Source organism: Chitinophaga sp. CF418 (assembly GCF_900142925.1).
In the GTDB taxonomy this organism is placed as follows: Bacteria; Bacteroidota; Bacteroidia; order Chitinophagales; family Chitinophagaceae; genus Chitinophaga.
Map to the genome: position 1 here is coordinate 111,797 of NZ_FRCN01000001.1, position 16,970 is coordinate 128,766.

Annotated in this window: 16 protein-coding genes; 6 read left to right on the forward strand and 10 right to left on the reverse strand. The window is 44.9% G+C overall.

The features are described 5' to 3' along the window. Positions 1-166 precede the first annotated feature (166 nt). Positions 167-1,432 (forward strand): hypothetical protein, encoded by a 1,266-nt coding sequence (locus F3I09_RS00505; protein WP_149693086.1) that lies wholly within the window; start codon positions 167-169, stop codon positions 1,430-1,432. 157 nt (positions 1,433-1,589) lie between these two features. Further along, the gene (locus F3I09_RS00510; RefSeq protein WP_149693087.1) at positions 1,590-2,537 is read left to right on the forward strand and encodes a hydrogen peroxide-inducible genes activator; all 948 of its coding nucleotides are present in this window, start codon (positions 1,590-1,592) and stop codon (positions 2,535-2,537) included. A gap of 74 nt (positions 2,538-2,611) precedes the next feature. On the opposite strand, the gene F3I09_RS00515 is transcribed toward F3I09_RS00510, so the two are convergent. The 3 genes from F3I09_RS00515 to prmA all read right to left on the reverse strand — a co-directional run bounded on the left by F3I09_RS00515 (position 2,612) and on the right by prmA (position 5,223). After that, the gene (locus tag F3I09_RS00515) at positions 2,612-3,418 is read right to left on the reverse strand and encodes a M48 family metallopeptidase (protein ID WP_149693088.1); all 807 of its coding nucleotides are present in this window, start codon (positions 3,416-3,418) and stop codon (positions 2,612-2,614) included. A 199-nt stretch (positions 3,419-3,617) separates the two neighbouring features. Then, positions 3,618-4,271 carry a glycerol-3-phosphate 1-O-acyltransferase PlsY gene (gene plsY, locus F3I09_RS00520; RefSeq protein WP_149693089.1) on the reverse strand — a complete coding sequence of 218 codons (654 nt, stop codon included), beginning with the start codon at positions 4,269-4,271 and terminating at the stop codon, positions 3,618-3,620. Between the two features lie 130 nt (positions 4,272-4,401). Beyond that, a complete protein-coding gene (gene prmA, locus F3I09_RS00525) occupies positions 4,402-5,223 on the reverse strand; it encodes a 50S ribosomal protein L11 methyltransferase (RefSeq protein WP_149693090.1) in 822 nt (273 codons plus the stop codon). Positions 5,224-5,384: 161 nt separating this feature from the next. On the opposite strand from prmA, the gene F3I09_RS00530 reads away from it, so the two are divergent. Continuing rightward, the gene (locus F3I09_RS00530) at positions 5,385-5,972 is read left to right on the forward strand and encodes a hypothetical protein (protein WP_149693091.1); all 588 of its coding nucleotides are present in this window, start codon (positions 5,385-5,387) and stop codon (positions 5,970-5,972) included. Between the two features lie 100 nt (positions 5,973-6,072). Here F3I09_RS00530 and F3I09_RS00535 read toward each other — a convergent pair whose 3' ends face one another. The 4 genes from F3I09_RS00535 to F3I09_RS00550 all read right to left on the reverse strand — a co-directional run bounded on the left by F3I09_RS00535 (position 6,073) and on the right by F3I09_RS00550 (position 10,582). Beyond that, a complete protein-coding gene (locus F3I09_RS00535) occupies positions 6,073-6,885 on the reverse strand; it encodes an NIPSNAP family protein (RefSeq protein ID WP_149693092.1) in 813 nt (270 codons plus the stop codon). Between the two features lie 178 nt (positions 6,886-7,063). Continuing rightward, a complete protein-coding gene (locus tag F3I09_RS00540; RefSeq protein WP_149693093.1) occupies positions 7,064-9,433 on the reverse strand; it encodes a polyribonucleotide nucleotidyltransferase in 2,370 nt (789 codons plus the stop codon). 86 nt (positions 9,434-9,519) lie between these two features. Then, positions 9,520-9,792 (reverse strand): 30S ribosomal protein S15, encoded by a 273-nt coding sequence (rpsO, locus tag F3I09_RS00545; RefSeq protein WP_012794085.1) that lies wholly within the window; start codon positions 9,790-9,792, stop codon positions 9,520-9,522. A gap of 97 nt (positions 9,793-9,889) precedes the next feature. Then, positions 9,890-10,582: a cell division ATP-binding protein FtsE gene (locus F3I09_RS00550; RefSeq protein ID WP_149693094.1), complete on the reverse strand. Its 693-nt coding sequence runs from the start codon at positions 10,580-10,582 to the stop codon at positions 9,890-9,892. 638 nt (positions 10,583-11,220) lie between these two features. Between F3I09_RS00550 and F3I09_RS00555 the strand changes: the two genes are divergently transcribed. Next, entirely contained in the window at positions 11,221-11,601 is a 381-nt protein-coding gene (locus tag F3I09_RS00555) for a BlaI/MecI/CopY family transcriptional regulator (protein ID WP_149693095.1), read from the forward strand. Further along, the gene (locus tag F3I09_RS00560) at positions 11,598-12,848 is read left to right on the forward strand and encodes a M56 family metallopeptidase (RefSeq protein WP_149693096.1); all 1,251 of its coding nucleotides are present in this window, start codon (positions 11,598-11,600) and stop codon (positions 12,846-12,848) included. Before F3I09_RS00555 ends, F3I09_RS00560 begins: the two co-directional genes overlap by 4 nt. A gap of 76 nt (positions 12,849-12,924) precedes the next feature. Here the strand turns inward: F3I09_RS00560 and F3I09_RS00565 are convergent, their stop codons facing one another. Further along, entirely contained in the window at positions 12,925-14,103 is a 1,179-nt protein-coding gene (locus F3I09_RS00565) for an AIR synthase related protein (RefSeq protein WP_149693097.1), read from the reverse strand. A gap of 108 nt (positions 14,104-14,211) precedes the next feature. Here F3I09_RS00565 and F3I09_RS00570 point away from each other — a divergent pair, with 108 nt between their 5' ends. Continuing rightward, on the forward strand, positions 14,212-15,147 hold the full coding sequence (locus F3I09_RS00570; protein ID WP_149693098.1) for a bifunctional riboflavin kinase/FAD synthetase: 936 nt from the start codon (positions 14,212-14,214) through the stop codon (positions 15,145-15,147). 41 nt (positions 15,148-15,188) lie between these two features. Here F3I09_RS00570 and holA read toward each other — a convergent pair whose 3' ends face one another. Both holA and F3I09_RS00580 read right to left on the reverse strand, forming a co-directional pair. Then, positions 15,189-16,184 (reverse strand): DNA polymerase III subunit delta, encoded by a 996-nt coding sequence (gene holA / locus F3I09_RS00575; protein WP_149693099.1) that lies wholly within the window; start codon positions 16,182-16,184, stop codon positions 15,189-15,191. A 6-nt stretch (positions 16,185-16,190) separates the two neighbouring features. Next, positions 16,191-16,916 carry a ribonuclease H-like domain-containing protein gene (locus tag F3I09_RS00580; protein ID WP_149693100.1) on the reverse strand — a complete coding sequence of 242 codons (726 nt, stop codon included), beginning with the start codon at positions 16,914-16,916 and terminating at the stop codon, positions 16,191-16,193. Positions 16,917-16,970 lie beyond the last annotated feature (54 nt).

A 16,970-nucleotide genomic window follows, 5' to 3' on the forward strand; every position in this document is an offset into this window, starting at 1 on the left:
TTTTCATGGGTTGCTAATGAAACGCAAACGCAAATTTTGCATGCAAAAACAATTACAGGTCGCAACTGAAAGCGGACATCCTGACTGTCGGCTTTGTGGGAAGTATGTATCCTACTGTGAATGTTTTGCTTTTTTTAAATCAGTCAAGATCACGCATTTAAATTCTATGAGATATCTGACACTACTACTGATTTTACTTTCAAGTTTCCATTATGTGCAGGCACAGGAACCAGAAAAACCGAAGCCGCCAACCGAACAACCTAAAGGCGATCCAAATTCAGAACTAAAGAATGTGGTAATGCCTCAGGTAAGAACTCAGGACACTACCATCCGCAGGATCATGGAAGAACTGCAGCGTATTAACGACAGTGACAAACAGAATTCCAATGCCATCCAGGGCTTGCTGCAGGGACGTGAGATTGATAACATTACCAAATATGAACTGATCCGTAACAACATCGTATTTGCAAGTGAAACTTATTACCTCCTCAATAAAAAGATCATTGACCTGAAGTCACGTACTACTACCAATAATCTCGATGTATTTATCACTTCATTAAACAACCCGGAAAGTAAAGAGCTGGGCTTCTCTCTGAGTGACCGTATTGTGGAACTGGTAGAGAAAGTAGTATTAAAAGGCAAGGCTGACAAGAACGAGAAGAACAGTAAGATCGTTGAATCTACCAAATCCATCATTGCCAGCCCTATCTTCCAGAGCTTCACCTCTTTAACTCCGCCGCTGGCAATCGCTAACTCTGTAATGAACTTTCTGCACAGCATCAGCGTGAACAATAAAGAGATCAATCAGAACACACTGAAAGAGTTCGAAAAAGAGCTGAACAAATATGTAGTTTACTATACTGCATTGAACGATGCAAACCAGAAATTCGAATATGGTCTGAACTTCAACAAAGATCAGCTGAACCTACTGCAGGACAACCTGTACGATCACCTCATGTTCACCGCAAGTGCCCTGAAATATCAGCTGCCACAGCGTGGCAACAAATCACTTGGAGAAACAATGAATGACTTCTTCTTCGACTTCAAAAGAGACAGAGTTGTGACGTTCTTCAGCGATCTGGAAGTGAAATACACCAAAGGCAAAAAGATTGATTATGAGGCATTGCTGCGTGAGAATCCAAACCTGAAAGAAGTGAACAATCAGCTGGAAGATCTGATTCTGCAGACCAAGCGTTTCGAGAATCTGTACAACGAATACTTTACCCTGCTGGATTCTTATTACGGTAAAGTGAACAATTCCCTGAAGATCGCTCAGGACAATGGTTTGGCTGATAAGAACACCATTGATACCAAACAGGCGGAGTTCCGTAATCTGAAAGATGAAGCTGTGAAAGAGATACAGGCTTCTATCAATATCAAGGAACTGTACAATAATACTGACAAGATCAAATACAGATACAGAATATTCTAGCAGGTCATTTTCTGCGTAAATAAAAAGGACGGATTACATTGTAGTTCGTCCTTTTTATTTTTATTATTATCCACGCGAAGTAGCCCGGTTTAAAGCCGCATGGAATTCCTGACCTGGATCATACACAATTCGTCATTCAAATTCGTAATTTTGACGCATGACCACTGTTCAATTAGAATATATCGTTGCGGTCGACACCTACCGAAGCTTCGTCATTGCAGCCGAAAAATGCTTCGTCACGCAACCTACACTCAGCATGCAGATACAGAAGCTGGAAGACGAGCTGGGGGTCAAGATCTTCGACAGGAGCAAGTTACCTGTGATCCCAACGGAAATAGGTATAGAGATCATAGCACAATCCCGCATCATTCTGAAAGAGAACGGGAAAATTAAAGAGATCATTGGAGAGCATAAAAAAGAAGTACAGGGCCACCTGCGGGTAGGTATTATCCCAACACTGGCGCCTTATCTCCTGCCCCGCATCCTGACGGGTTTCATGAAGAAATACCCAAAAGTGAAACTGGAAATCTGGGAATATCCTACAGAACAGATCATACAGCTACTAAAGCAGGAACAGCTGGACTGCGGACTGCTGGCGACACCACTGCATAATCCTAACCTGGATGAACAACCAATGTTCTACGAGTCTTTTGTAGTATACGCAGCAAAGACCAACAGCCTGTTTGAAAAGAAATATATTAAACCGGAAGATATAGATGTACGTGAAGTATGGTTGCTGAATGAAGGACACTGCATGCGTAACCAGGTATTGAACATCTGTCGTGATAAATTTACAATGGGCGAATATAAGAACCTGGAATATAACACCGGCAGTGTGGAGACATTGAAAAGAATGGTAGACCTGAACGCAGGGTATACAATTTTACCGGAACTCTCCCTCCAGGAGATGTCTGCCCGGCAAATGAATATGGTCCGTTATTTCAAGGCGCCGGAGCCGGTAAGAGAGATCAGCATAGTAACACACCGGTTCTTCATTAAACAGGCCTTAATTGCTGCCTTTAAGAAGGAAATACTGGCACATGTACCGGAGAAGATGAAGATCCAGAAGAACAAAAAGGTAGTGGAAATAACAGTGGATAAATAATACATTAGATAAGTTATAAAAGAAAAAGCATCCGTTCATAGCGGATGCTTTTTCTTTTGATATGTACTATCAGGTTATTTCTTGATAGGCGTATAATATTTCATCGCCTCAGGCATGAGCTTTTGCAGCTCTGATACACGACGCTCATCACTAGGGTGCGTGCTCACCAGCTCAGGAGGTTTACTACCGCCACCTGCGGATGCCATACGCTGCCAGAAAGGAATAGCTTCCTGAGGATTATATCCGGCCATCGCCATGAAGATAACACCCAGGTGATCCGCTTCCAGCTCGTTCTTACGGGAGTACGCCAGCATACCGAGGTTACCACCTATACCGAAGGATTGCAGGAAGATGTTCTGCGCCTGTGGATTACGGTTAAGCGCTACGGAACCAGCTACCTGAATACCCTGTGCTACTACCTGCTGACTCATACGCTCGTTACCATGACGGGCAATAGCATGGGCAATTTCATGTCCCATTACGCAGGCAAGCGCAGTCTCATTCTGTGTTACAGGCAATAAACCGGTATACACCACTACCTTACCACCTGGCATGCACCAGGCATTCACTTCTTTACTATCTACCAGGTTAAATTCCCATTTGTAATTCGCTACCTCGCTGCCCAGTTTATTCTCGGTCATGTAACGGGTAACCGCAGAAGCAATACGCTGTCCTACCCTTTTTACCATTTCAGCATCTTTGCTGGTTGTAGCGGCAATCGTTTTATTCTGGGAAAGGAAAGTCTGATATTCCTGCAGCGCCATAGATTGCATAGTGCTTTCAGGGATCAGGTTTAACTGGCTGCGGCCAGTGATAGGTACTTTGGCGCATGCAGTGATAAGCGCAAGGCCGGTACCGATAAGAAGAAGTTTCTTTTGCATCTGACAATTTGTTTTTGACGGATGTTACCCGTCCGAAAAGTGCTACTACAGTTGTTTTAAACTACTTTGATCGTCACCCAATAAAGCATCTGAACACTCTATGGCGCGACAATCAAAATCCGAGGAAAGTTAAATATTAATATCATTTAGTACAAGAGATATGCCAGAATGGGAACGGCATACCAGGTAGCAGCGCAGATTATTTTTTGTCCCTCCTGTTTTTAAATAGGGGTACCTTGCTCTCATTACCGTTTATAAGACGGAAGATGTTCTTCTGGTGCGTGAGTACCACCATCAGTGCAACAGCAATGGCGAAAATGCGATAGAATACTTCAGGCTCATTGAAGATGTAGAGGATAAGGATCGGGAAAGCGATACTGGCGGAAATAGAGCTCAGCGATACATACCTGGTCAGTGAAAGGCTCAGCAGGAATACACCTACGCAGCAGATAGCCACTAATGGCTGGATGGCCAGCACCAGGCCGAACAAGGTAGCAATACCTTTACCGCCACGGAAATTTGCCCAAATAGGGAAAATGTGGCCTATTACAGCCGCCAGACCCAGACCGATCTGGAAATTCACCAGCTGTGTGGTTACTTCCTGCAGATGTTCAGGGTTCTGATAGTACCCCACCAGATAAGCCAGACGCACGGCTATTACTCCTTTGAGCATATCCACCAACATCACAAAAGAACCCGCCTTTGGACCTAATACACGGAAAGTGTTAGTTGCACCGGCATTACCGCTGCCATACTCCCGTATATCCATTCCAAAAACTCCTTTACTTACCCATACCGCAGTAGGCACGGAACCGATCAGATAAGCACAAAATAGTAACAATAATTCTGTCATACAACAAGTTAGGTTTTGCTAAGATAGTAAATTCGTTCGTTAAAATTAAGAAAACATTAAGATTTTCATTAACACAAAAATTGTATAATTCTCAGAGTAATATTAACTAAATTATCTAGAGCGGTCGCAGCTATCTTGCTAATAATTTCATAGCCAGCCAATTATCCCTCTCCAGTTGGGTTTCCAGCACCAGCGCATTCCTTCTGGCTGCTTCCAGGATCGCAGTCTCATCCTCTTTTAAAATTCCGCTCAGCAGTAAAATACCATCCCTGACGAGTATACGGCGCATATCTTCCATAAATTCAAGCAGAATATTACGGTTGATATTGGCCAGCACCACATTATAACTGTTCCGGATACTCTTCAGGCTGTCTGCCTGCCATACTTTTACAGCCTGCGCATTGTTATTGGCAATATTTTCCTTCGTATTTTCTACTGACCATGTGTCAATATCAATCGCATCTACGACGGCGGCTCCCATCTTATAAGCCAGAATGGCCAGTATACCCGTACCAGTGCCAAAGTCGAACACATTCTTTCCCACGAAATCAATTCCTTCCATTAGCTTGATAACAGAATAAGTGGTAGCATGATGCCCAGTTCCAAATGACATTTTTGGGGTAATCACTATCTCATGCTGTGGCGGAGGAACAAAAGGGGGATGAAAAGAAGCCCTGATGCCACAGAAATTATCTACAAGTACAGGTTGAAAGTTACTTTCCCATACCGCATTCCAGTTAGTCTGTTCAATACGTTCCTGCGTATACGTCATACCAAAACCAGCCGTCAGTTCATTCGTTTCTTCTTCATTAAAATCCTCTTCAGGAATGTAAGCAACGAGAATATTACCGGGTTGTTCTTCAAACCCCTCAAAACCTTTTTCTGACAACACTGCTACCAAAATGTCTTTTGTATCATCGGTACAGGTCAGGGTAATTGCTATATGTGCCATAGTGACAAAGATATAGAAACTAAATGCATGATATATAACGCGTACGTGTGAGACCTGCGCCCATACCTGTTATTGTAATGTTAATAACTAATGTGGCAACTGATAAATGCATAAAGTTATTTTATTATATTTGCAATATCTTTAATTGAAAACCATATTTTATGAGAACCTTGTTTTTAGCAGCGACTATGCTGGTAACAACCCTTGCCAGTCATGCCCAGGAGATCGTCAAATTGTACCCGGACGATACCATGAAAGATTCAATCATCTATAAGAATGGCACCAGCATCCTGGTTATCAATCGTGTAGACCTGGTAAACTACATGAAAGGAATGGACACCGTATTACAGAAAACCTGTTATAGTGATAACAGAGCTTTCCATAACGTACAGTTCAGCCACCTGACGGCACAGGAAATTGAATCTCACTTCACCTCTGCACTTGCTTTTCTTGGCGATTCCACACACACTAACCTGGAATACAGCACAGACAAATTTGTACAGTTCTGGACAGAAGATGAAAACATCCTCCTCCCCTATATAGAGGATATGTTATCCGGTTTGCTGACAGATGGAAGGATCAAAGTGATCGATAAAAGCACTCAAAAATCTGTACCACAATACACTATTTTCTGGGAAGATATCGCGGGTCAGCCGTTCAAGATCTATAAATTGCCTTCCGGTAAGATCATCTTCAAAGAAAGCAATCATTACATAGAGCAGTTCGCAGGAAGCGGCGCTGCCAGATAAAATCACATAGTAAATTCATCAACGGATAGATAGTCGATAGTCAACATAAAAGGCCAGCGCAATGCGCTGGCCTTTTATGTTATCATTACAGCTTCGCAGCTTATATCTCTGAATATTCAGCCGGTTGCAGGAATATAATCTCCGCTTTAGACACATTGTGACTATACTCCGGCTTTGCCAGCAGGGTTTTCCATTGTGCATCACTACTGAATGCTTTCCAGTGTTCATCACGGGAAGCACGGTTATCAAAAGTCGTCATGTACATAAGATTCGGCATGTGGCTGCCACTCAATACTTCAGCATAGAACACTGCATTGAAATCCAATCTTTTGAAGATACTGATCTCATCTCCCTTGTTGAACATATCTACCTTATTGCGGTATAGTTTATCTGTCGGGCTTTCATAACTGCGTAATTCGTATATACGTTCACTTTTAGGTCCTTTTAAACCTGGCAGTTCCATTTTAGTCATACCGGGAAATGCTTGAAGAATAATGGTTTCCTGGCGTGTATACGTTGGCTTGTCCCATGCAGCGTCAATGAAATCTTTTGCTGCATTCTGATAAGCAGTGTTCTGTAATAATGCTCCTGGCAATTGTAATAACTGTTCAGGTGAATTGCCGGGTATAAAAACATACACTCTGCGGTCTGCAGTGGTATCATTACCGACAGGTTTAAATACACCGACATGCGCAGCCCCGGCTTTGTGTAAAGCAGGTATCAGCGCATCCTTCAGATAGTTGTCCATACGCGTTTCCTGTTCAGCATCTTTCAGATGATAGATCAGGATACTATAAAATTCTTTCTTCTGAGGAGCATGATGGGCCGCTTGCAACAGACATGGCAGGAGGAACAGGATCATTCCCAATGCAAGACCTTGATATACGTTTAACGAAATGCGTTTTGTTTTCACAGATGTGGAAGTTTTAGTCATGAAATATACTATGAATTATCCGGCAGTAAGATACAATTTATAAGAACGGTCGGCCTCCGCAGTCCCTTTCTCATAAATAAAATAGCCCTGAAATAAAACAGCCGCCCTGTAGTACAGGACGGCTGCTGAGTATATTGATCTGAATGATCTTTCTGAATTATGATTCTTCATCAAACATAGGCTCCTGCGGCTGATCAGGCGGAGGTGTAGGACGGCCACGCTCTCCTCCTCTGTCACCACCATCACGAGGGCCACGACGGTCTCCGCGATCTCCACCACGGTCGCCACGGAAATCACCACGTCCGCCACGATCACCTCTGTCACCACGGCCACCACGGTCTCCTCTGTCACCGCGATCTCCACGATCACCTCTGTCGCCTCGCTCGCCACCTTCTGGTCTTTCTACATAACCTTCTGGCTTTGGCATCAGTACCCGGCGGCTCAGTTTGAACTTACCAGTCTTAGGATCTGTACCTACCAGTTTCACTTTCACCTTTTCACCTTCAGACAGTACACCGTCCATAGTTTCCAGGCGTTTCCATGAAACTTCGGAGATATGCAACAGTCCCTGTTTACCAGGCAGGAATTCTACGAATGCACCGTAAGGCATTACTGACTTAACGGTTGACTCATATACTTCGCCGATCTCAGGAACAGCAACGATACCTTTTATCCATTCGAGAGCCTTCATCAGGCCTTCTTTCTGTGCAGAGAAGATACTTACTTCACCGGTTTCACCAACTTCTTCGATGTTGATGTTTGTACCGGTTTCACGTTGGATCTCCTGTATCACTTTACCACCAGGTCCGATCACAGCACCGATGAATTCGCGGTCGATGATCAGTTTCTCCATACGTGGTGCATGTGGTTTTGGTTCAGGACGTGGAGCTTCCATACATGCATACATTGCATCAATGATATGCAGACGGCCTTTACGTGCCTGTTCCAGCGCTTTACGCATTACGTCCATGCTCAGGCCATCTACTTTGATATCCATCTGGATACCGCAGATACCATCGCGTGTACCGGTTACTTTAAAGTCCATATCACCCAGGTGGTCTTCATCTCCGAGGATGTCTGTGAGCACTGCCCACTTTCCGTCAGAAGCACGGGAGATCAATCCCATTGCCACACCGGAAACATGTTTAGGAAGAGGCACACCTGCATCCATCAGCGCCAGCGAACCGGCACATACGGTAGCCATAGAAGAGGAACCGTTGGATTCGAGGATATCGGATACTACACGCACAGTATAAGCGTATTCGCTGCCTGGCATCATCTGCCGCAGGGAGCGCATCGCCAGGTTACCATGACCTACTTCACGACGGCCGGGGCCACGCATAGGTTTCACTTCACCTGTAGAGAATGGAGGGAAGTTATAGTGCAGTATGAACTTTGAATATTTTGATGTAGCAGCGCTTTCGATCAGCAATTCGTCATCCGGAGTACCCAGGGTCACAGTAGTGAGGGACTGGGTTTCACCACGGGTGAACAGGGCAGAACCGTGCGGAGAAGGCAGGATATCCACTTCCATATTCAGCGGACGTACCTGATCCAGGCTACGGCCATCCAGACGAACGGATTCATCCAGGATCATGTTACGGATCACTTCCTTCTCGAGGTCGTGGAAGTATTTACCTACCAGTGGAGCATCCTCTTCGGGCAGCTCTCCCAGGGATTCTACCAGCTCTTCACTGATCTTGTCGAATGCATCGCCACGGTCGTGTTTCGCAGAAGCAGATTTTGCTACAGCGAGGATACGCTCTTTTGCAAATGCGGCTACTTTCGCTTTCAGTTCCTCATTTGCATAAGGCAGTTCAAATACACGTTTGCCGGTAACACCAGCTTTATCGCGTAATTCCTCCTGTGCTTTTACCTGTGCTTTGATAGCAGTATGGGCAAATTCGATTGCCTTGATGATATCTTCCTCGCTGCACTCCTTGCTCTCACCTTCCACCATCATGATGTTCTTGTCAGTAGCACCGATGATGAAGTCCATGTCAGCTTTCTCCAGCGGAGTGCGGTTTGGATTTATAACTAGTTGTCCTTCAATGCGGGACACTCTTACTTCGGAAATAATCTCCTGGATGGGCACGTCAGAAACGGCCAGTGCTGCAGAAGCGGCCAGACAAGCCAGTGCATCCGGCATCACTTCAGGATCTGAAGAGATGAGGGTCACCAGTACCTGTACTTCGCAGAAATAATCATCCGGGAAAAGGGGGCGCAAAGCGCGGTCGATCAAACGTGAAATTAAAACTTCATAGTCAGACAGCTTTCCTTCACGCTTAAAGAAGGAACCTGGGATACGGCCTGCAGAAGCAAATTTTTCCTGATAATCAACTGTAAGGGGGAAGAAAGATTGTCCGGGTTTTGGAGTTTTTGCTGCAACGACGGTAGCCAACAGGATACAATTGCCCAGACGAACCGTCACTGCACCATCTGCCTGGCGGGCTAACTTGCCAGTTTCAATGGTCACGATCCGGCCATCTCCTATATCGAAATTAACTGAGATAGGTGTCAGATTCATAAAAATGAGAAGATTAAAATGGTATACCTAAAAAAAAACTATTCCCAACCTTATAAGTTGGGAATAGCGCTATAAAAAAGTTCTTATTATTTTCTGAGACCTAATTTCTCAAGCAGGGCGCGGTAGCCTGTGAGGTTAGTTTTAGAAAGGTAGGAAAGCAAACGCTTTCTCTGGCCTACCATCTTCATCAAACCACGGTGTGTAGAAAAGTCCTTTTTGTTTTCTTTCAGGTGACTGGAAATGCTGTTGATACGCTCAGTCAGCAGTGCTATTTGCGCTTCCACAGAGCCGGTATTTTTTTCGCTTCCACCAAATTCTTTAAAAATATTGGCTTTCTTTTCAACAGTTAAGTAAGACATCTTGAATTAAATAATAAAATGATAAAGTTTATTTAGTCGCTATTTTTCCGGGGCAAAGGTAAATCAAATATTGTGAATTAACAATTTCACATAAATTTTACACAAAAGTCACGCTGGCGTGATCTGTTACCTTGCCATTTTCAGTCCTTAGCACCCTGGATGGGAATTTCTGTAATAATATATAATCGTGTGTAGCCATTACCACTGCGGCGCCCTCTTCCCGGCTGATCCTGAACAACAACTGCATGATACCGTCAGAGGTTTCAGGGTCCAGGTTACCGGTAGGCTCATCCGCCAGGATCAGTTTTGGGGAGTTCAGCATTGCCCGGGCAATATCCACACGCTGCTGCTCACCGCCACTCAGCTCATAGGGCATCTTGAACCCCTTGGTATTCAATCCCACTTTCTCCAAAACATCTTTGATCTTCTCGTCCATCTTCTTATTGTCCGTCCAGCCCGTCGCCTTCAGGGCAAATTTCAGGTTGTCATATACCGTCCTGTCCGTCAGCAGCTGAAAATCCTGGAATACTACCCCCAGGTTACGGCGCAGGTAAGGCACCTTCTTCCAGTCCATCTTCTTCAGATCAAATCCTACCACCTGACCGGCTCCTTCCTTCAGCCGCAGATCCCCGTAAAGGGTCTTCAGCAGGCTGGATTTACCGGTCCCGGTCCTGCCAATCAGGTATACAAATTCTCCTTTGTTCACCGTAATATTCACGTCAGCAAGGATCAGGGAAGTCCCCTGGTAGATATTCACATTGGATAATTGTATAATCGGTTGTTCTGTCATTTCTGCCGTATGGGTTTAATAATAACAAAAATAACTATTTATCAGCATAACCATTCGCCTGTGGCCGATGTATCCCAAATTTCTTTCAAATAGCCTTGAATCGGCCTTAAGACACATGTCTCCAGGTCCAACCTAAAGGCATGGATGCGTCAGGTATACGTCTGGTATAAAGCGTATATCAGGCATACCAGGTATACCACTCCGTCAGGAAGGAGGCCATGGATAATACATACTCCGGTTCGCGTTGAAAAGTATTAAACAAGGATTTGACAAGGTACAAGCTTCGTTTCTCCTATGTCCAACTTACGTTCATCCTACGTTCAAAGACCTAGGATGAACGTAAGATAGACATAGGAGAAACGAAGTTACATACAAGACAAAGCGAAGCCTGACCGGAATCTGAGCGAATCTAAACCGGATCAAAGCGCATTGATGCGCCTTAATTAACCCTGTGCAACGTGTTTGTAGCCCCGGGCACTCCCGGGGAGGGTATAACCCCGGACGAGTCCAACCCGGCGAAGGGACAAACAAGCAACCAGGAAGCGAAACCTCTTAATTTCTTTCTTATAATAACTAAAAAAATAGTTTGTAAACTAACTAATTAGTTATAACTTAGTCACAACATTAAATTTCACATTATGTCAGCAGTAAAAACATTGACCAAAGCGGAAGAACAGGTAATGCAGGCCTTGTGGAAAACGGGGCCGGCATTCGTTAAAGACCTGATAGATGTCCTTCCGGAGCCAAAACCACACTACAATACTGTATCGACTTTAATAAAAATCCTTCAGGATAAAGGTTTTGTAGACTACAAGGCTTACGGTAAATCCTATCAGTACTTTGCCCTGATCAGCAAAGATGAATACAGCCGGAACACCATGCAGAACTTCGTAAAAGGGTACTTCTCCGGCTCTTTCAAAGACATGGTATCCTTCTTCGTCAAGGAAAAAGAGATCAGTGTCAACGAACTGGAACAACTACTGGAACAAATTAAGGACTCCAAAAAAGAACAACCATGATTGCCTATTTTATCAAAATGCTGGTATGCTCAGGCGTGCTCTATGGCTATTATGCACTCGCACTGAAAAATAATCCATTTCACCGCTGGAACAGGGGTTACCTGCTGCTGGCTACTGTGACCTCCATACTACTTCCATTGCTGCAATTCTCACTTGTCAGTGCTGCGGCTCCTGCCTATACAGGGCCGCTGGTGACTGTATACGGCTATATGACAAATACAGTACAACAGGCTGGTACTTCCAGCATTGCATCCCGGGTCACGCCGGGGATCTACTCCCTGATAACTTTACTACTGATTGCCAATATGTTGCGGAACTGGCTAATGATCAAACGTCTGACAAGGCAGGGCGAACAAACCAATTTTAACAACTATCTGCTGATCAGACATCCGCAGATAAAATCTACCTTTTCTTTCTTTGGCAATATCTTCTGGGGAGAAGAGCTGACGCCCGACAGCGAGGAAGGCAAACAGGTACTCAGACATGAGCTGGAACATGTGCAGGGCCGGCACACGGCAGATAAACTATTGCTCCAGCTGGTCTGCGCTATTTTCTGGTTTAACCCCTTCTTCCATCTTTTTAAAAGGGAACTTGCCATGGTGCATGAATTCCTGGCGGATAAAGCTGCAGCAGCTGAAAACGCTCCCGACGAATATGCAAGGACACTATTACAGATGACCCTGCAGACCAAACGTATGCTCATAGCCAACAGCTTCACACAGGCGCCGGTTAAACGCCGCATCCTTATGCTGTTTACTCATAAGGCAAATTATACACTTCTAAAAAAGATCATCATATTCCCCGTTCTGGTACTTTTGGGCTTTATTATTGGCTGCCAGCAGGATCTGGACCTGCAATCGCCTGTTAAAAGTAGTGCAGCTTTACTCAATGCTTCAAAATCATCTGCAACAACATCTTCAGAAGAAGTATTCACTTTTGTAAGCGATCCTCCTGTATTTCCCGGCGGAGAAAAAGCACTGGCTAAGTTCCTGTCCCGTAATATCCGCTACCCGAAAACAGCGCAGGCAAACAACACTACCGGTACCGTATCTGTAAAATTTGTGGTGAACTCCAGCGGTAAGATCTCACAGATAAAAACTGAAGGTAAACTCCTCGGAAACGGCCTTGAAGAGGAATCTATGCGTGCGGTAGCCGCTATGCCCGATTGGATACCGGGCAAACACGAAGGTAGAAACGTGAGTGTAGAATTCCACCTGCCCATCCGTTACATGCTCAACTATCAATAAAAAAAATGCTCACTTAAAACAAAAGGGGTGCCTCAAGCATTTTTGAGACACCCCTTTTTTATAAATATGTTTGCTATCAATTATACACAAACTCACCCTGAGCGCTACGCACAGTCACCTGCTTAGCCGCCGCCGGTTCTACCCTACCCACGATCTGCGCATCGATATTAAAGCTTTTACTGATCTTAATAATATCCGCTGCAATCTCCTCAGGTACATACAGCTCCATACGATGGCCCATATTGAACACCTGGTACATTTCCTTCCAGCCCGTGCCTGACTGTTCCTGGATCAACTGGAACAATGGTGGAACGGGGAACAGGTTGTCCTTGATGACATGCAGGTTATCAATGAAGTGCAGCACTTTAGTTTGGGCGCCGCCACTGCAGTGCACCAGTCCGTGTATACGGGAACGGTAGGCTTCCAGGATCTGTTTGATCACCGGTGCATAGGTGCGGGTCGGTGACAGTACCAGTCTGCCTGCATCAATAGCACCGAAGCCCGGGATATCTATTTTATCGGTCAGTGCTTTCTTTCCGCTGAAGATCAATTCGTAAGGAATGCCCGGATCGTAACTTTCCGGATACTTTTCCGCCACCTGTTTGTTAAACACATCATGACGTGCAGATGTCAGTCCGTTGCTGCCCATACCTCCGTTGTAAAATTTCTCGTAAGATGCCTGTCCGTAAGAAGCCAGCCCTACGATCACATCTCCGGCCTGTATAGTATGATTGGAGATCACTTCAGATCTTTTCATGCGGCAGGTTACAGTGGAATCTACGATGATAGTTCTCACCAGGTCTCCCACATCTGCAGTTTCGCCACCGGTGGAGTAAATACTGATGCCATGACCACGCAACTCTTCCAGGATCTCTTCCGTGCCATTGATGATAGCCGCGATCACTTCACCTGGTATCAGCTGTTTATTACGGCCGATGGTGGATGACAGCAGGATATTTTCAGTAGCGCCCACGCAAAGCAGGTCGTCAATATTCATGATGATAGCATCCTGCGCAATGCCTCTCCACACATCGAGGTTACCCGTTTCCTTCCAATAAGTATATGCCAGTGAAGATTTGGTACCGGCGCCGTCTGCATGCATAATATTGCAATAATCGTCCTGCCCGCCCAGGATATCGGGCACTATTTTACAGAAAGCTTTCGGAAACAGTCCTTTGTCAATATGCTTAATAGCATTATGCACATCCTCTTTTCCGGCTGAAACGCCGCGCTGCGCGTAGATATTCTGATCCACCAGATAATTTTATTAATGAACAATCTGCTGCAAAAGTAACTGATTAGCCACTTATCTGATATCTAAATGTTGTAATTTGCATAGGATTTTGATCGTTTAAGGCAATTTATGCGGATACACAGGGACCTCACCCATTTGCCAGCTTTGAGGCGGGCTGTTATAACAATTGGAACTTTTGACGGTGTTCACAGCGGTCACCGTTATATTATACAGCAATTGCAGGAAACTGCTGCGGCCTGTGACGGGGAAACCGTGATCATTACTTTTGACCCGCATCCCCGGGAGGTCTTGCAGCCTGACGGCGCACCTGTCAAATTGCTCACCACCCTGGAGGAAAAGATCGAGCTACTGGCCAAACAGGGTATTGATCACCTGGTGATCGTTCCGTTTACCCAAGAGTTCTCAGAACTTTCCGCCCAGGCTTACCTGGAAGATTTTCTGATAGAAAAATTCAACCCACATACCATCATTATTGGCTATGACCACCGTTTTGGCCACAACCGTGAAGGTGGACTCGAACTGCTGGAGGCCGAACAGAACAGGTATGGTTTCCAGCTGGTAGAAATCCCCCAGCAGATAGTCCACGACCTGGCCGTAAGCTCTACCAAGATCCGCAAAAGCCTGCAGGAGGGTAATATTCAGCTAGCCAATGAGTTGCTTGGCTACCATTATTTCCTGGAAGGAACAGTGGTCCATGGCGATAAAATGGGCAGGCAGCTAGGCTACCCTACCGCCAACATTGAATTGCCGGACCCACGCAAACTGATCCCTGTACAGGGCATTTATGCTATAAAAGTTTACCTGGATAAACAGCCTTTACCTCTGAAAGGCGTAATGAGTATAGGCACCCGTCCTACTTTTAACGGTATTGACCTTCGCCTGGAGGCACATATCTTCGATTTCAGCCAGGAAATCTATGACCGGCTGCTGAGAGTGGAGATTATCAGTTATATCAGGGCTAACCTGAAATTTGACAATATTCAGGACCTGATCAAGCAGATGGACAAAGACAGCCTTGTAGCAAAAAATGTGCTGATGTCCTGATCACCAGAGGTGGAAACAACGGTCACAACAAGTGCCGCATATCAATACATCAGTTTATATACCAGTTCCTTCATTAGTTCCCCATCTTCTACACCACTGTCATTGATACCAATGCTGCGGAGGTTATACGCATGCAACAGCAAAATGGCCTTTTCTGTGCCCTCTACGCCATACTGACGGGCGGCATTGACATAATCCTTGACAAAGAAAGGATGTACGCCTAAAGCGGCTGCAATCTCCTTTTCTCCGCCTTTTACGCCGAAGACCATGTTCATTTTGCTGAAGAAGTTATACAATGCCGGCAGTACCATTTGGATAGGGCCTGCCTTAGGGTTAGCAGCAAAGTAACGGATGATACGCATCACTTTACCAATATCTTTCTGTCCGAGGGCATTCTGCAGTTCAAACACATTGTACTCCTTGCTGATCCCTACGTATTTCTCAATGTCATTCTCATCTATCTTTTTATCAGGAGGCAGGTTGACCAGCAGTTTATCTATTTCATTGGCCATCCTGGAAAGGTCATTGCCGATATGGTCTACCAGCAGGATGCCCGCCTTTTGCGAGATGGCCCTTCCCAGGCTGCCCACGTAAGCTTCTACCCATCCAGGCAACTGATTATCATACATCTTCTTGGTGCTCAGCAGCACTCCCTTCTCTTTGATCAGTTTAGCCAGTTTACTGCGTCCGTCTATCTTACCCTGTTTATGGGCCACCACGAAAATGGTGGACGCCAATGGATTATCAATATAAGTTTCCAGTTTCAGGATATCTTTCATAGACTGCGCCTCTTTCAGCACCACTACCTGCCTTTCGGCAAACATGGGATAACGGCGGCAGGCATTGATAACTGCGCTCCAATCCGTATCCTTTCCATAGAGAATGGTTAAATTAAAGCCTTTCTCCGCCTCATCCAGCAGGTGATCTTCGGCATAATTGCTGACCTGATCGATGAAAAAATCCTCCTCCCCTTCCAGCCAATATAAGGGCTTGTATTTCTTCTGCTTCCACTCTTTTATAATATCCTGATATTCCATGCTTTATTATTTTGAATACACCACGTCTTCTATTTCCAGTAAAGGAATGCCCTTAAAACGCATCAATAGCTGTCCAACTGCCACCACATCTTTCTGGCAATAATTAGCGATCCTTTCCAGATCCCGGTCCTGCCAGTAGACTTTTGCCACCATACTGCCATCAATATCATCTTTGGGAGTCGGAATGCCCATTACAGCCGTCATCAGTTTCAGGGAAGTATAGTTCTTAAAGTCCCCGAACCGCCATAACTGCATGGTATCCAACATAGGCAACTCCCAGGGTTTAAACCCATGGATCTGCAATGGCAGGGGCAAAGATAGCTGATGAATAACAGATCGCCTGCAAATAAAAGGAATATCAAATTCTTTGATGTTATGTCCGGCAAACTGGAAACGGGGAAATTTTATATGGAATTTATTTACTAATTCTAAAAAACTCGTTAATACAACTTTTTCATCGTCATTATAAAATGATTTTATACGTAGTTGATAACGACCACCTTCCGCATGAAAGAAGCCCACTGAAATACAGATTATTTTGCCGAATTCGGCATAGATCCCTGCCCGGTCTGCGTATGCATCTGTAGGGTTCCCCGTTTCTGGCAAAGTTTTTGCAATTTTGTCCAACCAGAGCGATTGCATATTGTCAGGTAAAAAATCGAACGCCGCAACAGCCGGAGTTGTTTCAATATCAAGTAGCAATAACTGATCTAAAGATATATTCGGTAACACTATACGTACGGTTTATATTTTTTTGTAATAAAGTAGTTTTAACAATTACATTTG

Excerpts from the sequence above, each read along its gene's own strand:
- F3I09_RS00505 (WP_149693086.1), top strand. The coding sequence starts at position 167 with ATGAGATATCTGACACTACTACTGATTTTACTTTCAAGTTTCCATTAT.
- F3I09_RS00510 (WP_149693087.1), top strand. The coding sequence starts at position 1,590 with ATGACCACTGTTCAATTAGAATATATCGTTGCGGTCGACACCTACCGA.
- F3I09_RS00515 (WP_149693088.1), bottom strand. The coding sequence starts at position 3,418 with ATGCAAAAGAAACTTCTTCTTATCGGTACCGGCCTTGCGCTTATCACT.
- plsY (WP_149693089.1), bottom strand. The coding sequence starts at position 4,271 with ATGACAGAATTATTGTTACTATTTTGTGCTTATCTGATCGGTTCCGTG.
- prmA (WP_149693090.1), bottom strand. The coding sequence starts at position 5,223 with ATGGCACATATAGCAATTACCCTGACCTGTACCGATGATACAAAAGAC.
- F3I09_RS00530 (WP_149693091.1), top strand. The coding sequence starts at position 5,385 with ATGAGAACCTTGTTTTTAGCAGCGACTATGCTGGTAACAACCCTTGCC.
- F3I09_RS00540 (WP_149693093.1), bottom strand. The coding sequence starts at position 9,433 with ATGAATCTGACACCTATCTCAGTTAATTTCGATATAGGAGATGGCCGG.
- rpsO (WP_012794085.1), bottom strand. The coding sequence starts at position 9,792 with ATGTCTTACTTAACTGTTGAAAAGAAAGCCAATATTTTTAAAGAATTT.
- F3I09_RS00550 (WP_149693094.1), bottom strand. The coding sequence starts at position 10,582 with ATGACAGAACAACCGATTATACAATTATCCAATGTGAATATCTACCAG.
- F3I09_RS00555 (WP_149693095.1), top strand. The coding sequence starts at position 11,221 with ATGTCAGCAGTAAAAACATTGACCAAAGCGGAAGAACAGGTAATGCAG.
- F3I09_RS00560 (WP_149693096.1), top strand. The coding sequence starts at position 11,598 with ATGATTGCCTATTTTATCAAAATGCTGGTATGCTCAGGCGTGCTCTAT.
- F3I09_RS00570 (WP_149693098.1), top strand. The coding sequence starts at position 14,212 with ATGCGGATACACAGGGACCTCACCCATTTGCCAGCTTTGAGGCGGGCT.
- holA (WP_149693099.1), bottom strand. The coding sequence starts at position 16,184 with ATGGAATATCAGGATATTATAAAAGAGTGGAAGCAGAAGAAATACAAG.